Raw genomic sequence first — 2,795 nt, 5'->3', positions numbered from 1 at the left:
GTGGTCACATCTCCTCCACGTGGCGCGGGCGGGCGGCCACGTCTCGACGGCGGCGTCCGATGAGGAAGGCCGACAGCAGCAGGGGCGGCCGCGATCGCGGTCGCGTGCGGCGCACTGATCACCGGCAATCGGTCGCCGGATAGCGGACGATGCTGTCAGATTCGATCGAGGAACGGAAGGGATTCGCACGAATCAACTAAGCACTGAGCGAATTCCTTGCATTGGCGGGATCCGGGCCGGCGGCAAGTCGTCGAAATGCCATGCGCACTTCACAACTCCGGCTTCACCGCACGCCCTTGACCAGGCAACTTCTCTTTCCGGAATTCCCTACTCGAAACGGTGAACCCGCCAAGCCGCCCCAACCGTTGCCCCGGACGGAACCGCACAGCCACCGCCCGCCGGGGGCGCGGCCGTGACGGTCACCCGCCCGACGGCGGCCGTGACCGGTCCCCGGTGCAGCGCTCGCAGACGGGCCACGGGCCGGCGACGCCGACGGCCCACGCCCCGTGGCCGTCGGGGCGGGGCCCGGGAGATCGCCTCCGCAACCTGGCATATTCCGTCCGCCGGAACGGGCTTGAAAGCACCTTCGTGCACCAGCAAAGTGGTCGCCAGTGAACCGGCACCATCGATACGAGGAGGATGCATGACGCAGACGCCCGTACCGTGGGGCATCGGCAGGATGACGCCGTACGCGGCCACCACTGCCACGCTCCCGGCGCTCACGCCCGTGATCGACCCCGAGACGCAGATCGCGGTCGTCGTGGACGAGGACGGCCGCACGGTGGAACTGGGTTCCCACGGCACCAGCACCAGTGGACTCACCCCGACCAGCACCCGTCCCGGCGACGGGGCCGCGCCGGGCGGTGCGACCGACGCCGACAGCACCGAGTCCTACGACCAGGACCAGAGCGGCAGTTGACGCCGAGACACCGTCGGCCGGTGCTGGTGCTGACCAACCCCTACGACGTCACCGCGGACGTGGTCCTGCGCGTCCTCGCGCACCGCCGCTCCCCCGTGGTCCGTCTCGACCCCGGCACCGACCTTCACACGGGCGCCTCGCTGACCGCCTCGTTCCGTACGGACGGCCGGCGGGGCACCCTGCGCACCCCGAGCCGGGAGCTCGACCTCACCGAGGTGGGGGCCGTGTGGGTGCGCCGGGCCTCGCCCTACGAGGGGCCGGCCGACCTCGACGGCCAGGAACGCCGCTTCGCGGCCTCGCAGTCCGTGTGGGGCGCGGGCGGCATCCTCGCCTCCCTCCCCGGAGCGCACTACGTCAACCACCCGTGGGCGAACCGCGCCGCCGAACACAAACCCGCACAACTCGCCGCCGCGCAGCGCTCCGGATTCGCCGTCCCGGACACCCTCGTCACCAACGACCCGCAGGAGGCACGGGACTTCGTGGCCCTCCAGCGGGCCGGAGCGGTCTACAAGCCCGTGTGGAACACCCCGTACTCCGTCGACGGCGAACCGCGGGCCGTATGGGTGCGGGACGTCCGGGCGCAGGAGATCACGGACGCGGTCCGGGCCTGCCCGCACCTGTTCCAGGCCCGGGTCCCCAAGGCGTACGACGCCCGGGTGACCGCCGTCGGCGACCGGCTGTTCGGCGTGCGGATCGACAGCCCGGACCTCGACTGGCGCCACCGGCAGGACCTGATGACCTGCACGCCGATCGCCGTACCCGAACCGGTCGCGCGGTCCGTGGCCGACTACCTCGGCCACTTCCGGCTGGTGTTCGGCGCGTTCGACTTCGCCGTCACGCCGGACGGCACCTGGTCGTTCCTCGAATGCAACCCCAACGGCCAGTGGGCCTGGCAACCGCCCGAGACCACCGACCGCATCGCACACGCACTCGCTGACGAGCTGCAGAGAGGCCCCGACGCATGAGCACGTCCGAAGAGCTGCGCGCCGCCCTGACGGCCGACCTCGCCGAGAACGGCGCGCTGTCCGACCCGGCATGGATCAAGGCGGCCGAAGCGGTCCCCCGCGAAGCCTTCGCCGGGGCGTACTTCCTCCCGGTCGAGGGCAGCGACCCGACCGCCTACCGGCCGGTCCGGTAGGGCGACCCCGGCTGGCTCGAGGGGATCTACACCGACCGGACGCTCATCACCCAACTCGACGGCCACACCGGCGCGGACGAGGCGGACGGACAACCGGTGGTCGGCGCCCCGTCGTCCTCCTCCACCCTGCCGTCCCTCGTCCTCGGGATGTGGCAGCGGCTCGGCACGGACACCGGACACCGCGTCCTCGAGATCGGCACCGGCACCGGCTACTCGACCGCCCTCGGCGCCCACCGGCTCGGGGACGGGAACCTCACCAGCATCGAGTACGACCCGCGGGTCGCCGAACGCGCCGCCACCGCACTCCGGGCCGCCGGCTACCAGCCCCGCCTCCTCGTCGGCGACGGACTGCGCGGAGACCCCGGCGGCGGCACCTACGACCGGCTGATCGCCACCTGCTCGGTCCGCTACCTGCCGATGCCCTGGCTGCACCAGGTGAAGCCGGGCGGCCGCATCCTGGTCACCCTGTCCGGCTGGAGCTACGCCTCCGGCCTGGCCGAGCTCACCGTGACCGGCCCCGGCGAAGCCACCGGCCGGTTCCTGCCCGGCTACACCAGCTTCATGATCGCCCGCCCGCACGACCGCCCGCCCCGCTCGACCCTCGCCATGCTGCCCGGCGACGAACGGCCCAGCCTGATCGACCCGGCCGTCGTCGACACCTGGACCGGCAGCTGGGTCGCCCAGCTCGCCGCCCCCTCCGCCGAACGCATGGGCAACGGCGCGACCCAGATCCTCTCC

Annotated in this window: 4 protein-coding genes; all 4 read left to right on the top strand. The window is 72.3% G+C overall.

Annotated elements, in window-relative coordinates; genetic code table 11:
- Positions 1 to 643: 643 nt before the first annotated feature.
- A complete protein-coding gene (gene tgmA, locus ACWDCZ_RS40060; RefSeq protein WP_049649147.1) occupies positions 644 to 919 on the top strand; it encodes a putative ATP-grasp-modified RiPP in 276 nt (91 codons plus the stop codon).
- 20 nt (positions 920 to 939) lie between these two features.
- Positions 940 to 1,884 carry an ATP-grasp ribosomal peptide maturase gene (tgmB, locus tag ACWDCZ_RS40055; RefSeq protein ID WP_449818557.1) on the top strand — a complete coding sequence of 315 codons (945 nt, stop codon included), beginning with the start codon at positions 940 to 942 and terminating at the stop codon, positions 1,882 to 1,884.
- Entirely contained in the window at positions 1,881 to 2,057 is a 177-nt protein-coding gene (locus tag ACWDCZ_RS40050; RefSeq protein WP_449818556.1) for a hypothetical protein, read from the top strand. Before tgmB ends, ACWDCZ_RS40050 begins: the two co-directional genes overlap by 4 nt.
- A 96-nt stretch (positions 2,058 to 2,153) precedes the next feature.
- Positions 2,154 to 2,795, top strand: a 642-nt coding sequence (locus tag ACWDCZ_RS40045) for a methyltransferase domain-containing protein (RefSeq protein WP_449818555.1), incomplete at its 3' end; no start/stop codon positions are given.

The sequence above is a fragment of the Kitasatospora sp. NPDC001225 genome (assembly GCF_053597855.1).
Note: the sequence above shows the minus strand (reverse complement) of the source record. Positions and strands in the feature narration are given on the sequence as shown.